The sequence below is a fragment of the Frankia sp. CcWB2 genome (genome assembly GCF_977927585.1).
This window is the reverse complement of the sequence record NZ_CDWRCM010000215.1, coordinates 3,725-6,635: the sequence shown is the minus strand read 5'-3', so window position 1 is coordinate 6,635 and position 2,911 is coordinate 3,725. Positions and strand designations below refer to the sequence as shown.

The 2,911-nt window shown below is 70.3% G+C and carries 3 protein-coding genes and 1 pseudogene; 1 reads left to right on the top strand and 3 read right to left on the bottom strand.

Annotated features, from left to right (window positions below; genetic code table 11):
• On the bottom strand, positions 1-429 hold a 429-nt coding region (locus ACY45C_RS18485; RefSeq protein WP_462188830.1), incomplete at its 3' end, for an Hsp20/alpha crystallin family protein.
• Positions 430-1,170: 741 nt separating this feature from the next.
• Between ACY45C_RS18485 and ACY45C_RS18480 the strand changes: the two genes are divergently transcribed.
• Positions 1,171-1,434, top strand: a complete 264-nt coding sequence (locus ACY45C_RS18480) for a hypothetical protein (RefSeq protein WP_462188829.1) — start codon at positions 1,171-1,173, stop codon at positions 1,432-1,434.
• Here the strand turns inward: ACY45C_RS18480 and ACY45C_RS18475 are convergent.
• Positions 1,428-1,935, bottom strand: a pseudogene (locus ACY45C_RS18475) (erythromycin esterase family protein); the annotation flags it as partial. The gene ACY45C_RS18480 and the pseudogene ACY45C_RS18475 overlap by 7 nt on opposite strands.
• 147 nt (positions 1,936-2,082) lie before the next feature.
• Positions 2,083-2,911 (bottom strand): hydrogen peroxide-inducible genes activator (locus ACY45C_RS18470; RefSeq protein ID WP_462188828.1); only part of this gene is annotated, 829 nt, incomplete at its 5' end.

The following is a 2,911-nucleotide window of genomic DNA, read 5'->3' as shown; positions in this document are numbered from 1 at the left end:
CTTGGCGAGCCGGATCGTCAGTACCCCGTCGTCCAGCGTCGCGCTGACCGACTCCGGGTCCACCTCACCCGGCAGCACGATGCGATGTTCGAACCTGCCCACCCGGCGGGTCTGACGGCGTAGCACACCCTTCCGTTCCCGCTCCTTGATCTCACCGGTGACCCGAAGCTCGTTATCCTGCAGGTCGATCGAGACATCGCGGCGGCGTACCCCGGGGAGCTCGAGTTCGACGATGTAGGCGTCGTCGGTCTCCTCGATGTCGACCGGGACGACGACGGCGGCCAACAGTCCCACCGGTCGGCCTTCCGCACCACCGACGACGTCGCCGAGCAGGCTTCCCACCCGGGTCCAGGCGTCCTCGATCTTCCGGAACGGATCCCACCTGATCACCGGGGCCGGACGTTGGCTGCTTCGCACCGGAAATGCCATGAGATTTCTCCACTCGTCAGCATCATTTCGACATCATTCGATTCGACGACGCAATCAGCCGTTGTCGGCAAAATACTTCCACCGCCGTCTACCCGGTCGTCGGCGGGTCAATCAGCCGCAGCGGGAAATACTGGCCACCGCTCCGGGGCTGTTCCGCAACCGCCGGGACGGTGAACGACCGGCGCGGCCTCTCCGGGACGGCCACCGCCCGGGCACGCAGCACCCGGGCAGATACGGAGGCCGCGAAGCAAGGCGGTCCCGCCATCCCCTCGAATCAGTTTTCCTCATCAAGGCGAGCCGGCGGGAGCTTGGCCCTGCCCGCTGACGGACAATGGGCCCAAAGTCCTTCTACCCAGCTCCGCCCGCAGGAAACCACAGCCAGGCGACGGTGGCGACGGTGCGGGCATCACGGCATACCGGGAATGGCCGTTGCATTCTACCCATCTTCCTCGTGCCGGCGCAGACCTCGACTTGCTGGCGAGTGCGGCAGCAGCATTTTTGCGATCAGTTGAGATTTGTGTTAATCGGGTGGATGACAAGGGCGGCAGTGGGCATGAGGCAGCCGGCGCGGGTGTCCCAGCCGAGATGGTCACCGCCGTGGACACGGCCCGGGCGAGACGGCCGGTACAGCCGCTCGATGCCGGATTCCCGACTCGCCCCGTTGATCTACGGGCGCCGTGATGGAGGCCGGGCCGGATGGTCGGGCCAACCCTCGAACAGGCCGGGAGGAGGGGATATCCGATGACCGCTTTCGAACTGGACAGCTCGCTGGTCGACAAGTTCGCAACCGGCGATCTCGATCCACGGGAGGAAGCGACCCTTGCCGAGCAGCTGGCGCGTCTCCTGGCGTTCCACTGGAACCTGCCCCACCCGCTCGAGGCCACGTTGTCGCGGATCATCGCTCACCTGGGGGGTCAATGCGCCCTGTTGGCATGGCTGGACCGGCATCCTGGAGCAGGAACAGCACGACATCCTCGCGGCCGTCAGCCAGCAATCCGCTGGTAGGCGTCCGGCCAGTCCGCCTTCGCCGCCACCGCGCAGAACCCCTTCTCCTCGATCAGCCGCCGGGTCATCGCGGCGCGGGCGGCGTAGCACTCGTGGGTGCCGTGCGACGCCTCGCCGATCAACACCAGGCTGGCGTCACCAACCAGATCGAACAGCCTGTCGCCGGCCGGAACGCCGTCCTGGACCGGCACCATCTCGGATCGGACGACGGCCGCGTCCGGGCGGTACACCACGGTTCCCGCGGGAAGCCGGGACGTCGCCGCCGCGCGCAGCAGACCGCGCACCTGTTCATCGGTGGTCTGGGTGAAATCCCAGTAGGACTGCCCGACCGCGAAGAACGGCGACGGCGTCGTCGCACACCACCTCGTCCGCCAGCGCCGTCAGCTCCCGGCAGGTGGAAGAGGGTGCCGCCGGCACGGCGACGACGATCCGGGCCGGCTGCAGTTGCCGCAACGCCTGGATGGCGGCCCGCATACTCGCGCCCGTGGCCAGGCCATCATCCCCCTGCCCACTCGGCGGCAAGATTCGCTTGATGCCCAGCACGGAGCGAGGGAAACCGTGTGTTCGTGGTCGGCCGGCCGGCGACGCCCGACCGGTGGGTCTCGCGGCCGGCCTGCTGCATTCACCGGAGCCCGCCGAGGGCGCGCGTCAGACCGCCGCGGCCGGCACCGGGGCGAGGGCGAGACCCGTCCCCGGCAGGGCGGCCCGCACCTCGGCGGCGAGCAGGTTCCAGTCCGTCACGCGGGCCGAGGTCGAGCGGTAGGCCAGGCCGACGCGCCGGTGCGGCGCGGGCCGGCGGAACGTGGCGACGGCCAAGCCCCGCCCCTCGCCGACCTCGACTCCGACGGCGGCGGCGGGGACGAGGGTCAGCCCCAGGCCACCGGCGACCATCTGGACGATCATCGACAGGCTCGCCGCACGCAGGGTAGAACGCTCCCGTGCCCCCGCCTCCCGGCAGACCTCGAGCGCCTGGGCCCGGAAGCAGTGCCCGTCCTCCAGCAGGAGCAGGTCCTGCCCGCCGATGGCGGCGACCGGCACGGCGGCGCCACCCGCCAGCGGGTGATCCGCGAGGGTGACGAGGACGAAGTCCTCGTCGTACAGCGGGATCTCGGCTGTCCCCGGCTCATCGGTGGGCAGAGCGAGCAGCGCGAGATCGAGCGCACCGCCGCGCAGCTCCGCCAGCAGGGTGGCCGTCTGGGACTCCCGCGGCCGCAGCCGTGCCTGCGGCCACCGTTCCCGCAGCGTCGGCAGCAGCCGTGGGAGCAGGTAGGGGGCCACCGTGGGGATGACCCCGAGACGGATGTCACCGACCAGGGGTTCCCGGGCCCGGATGGCCAGTTCGCCGATGTCGTCGACGGCGCCCAGCACCCCCCGGGCCCGCCGGACGATCTCCTCCCCGAGTTCGGTGAGCAGGACGCTGCGGGTGGTGCGTTCCACGAGCTGGACGCCCAGGGTGCGCTCGAGCGCCGCCACCGCG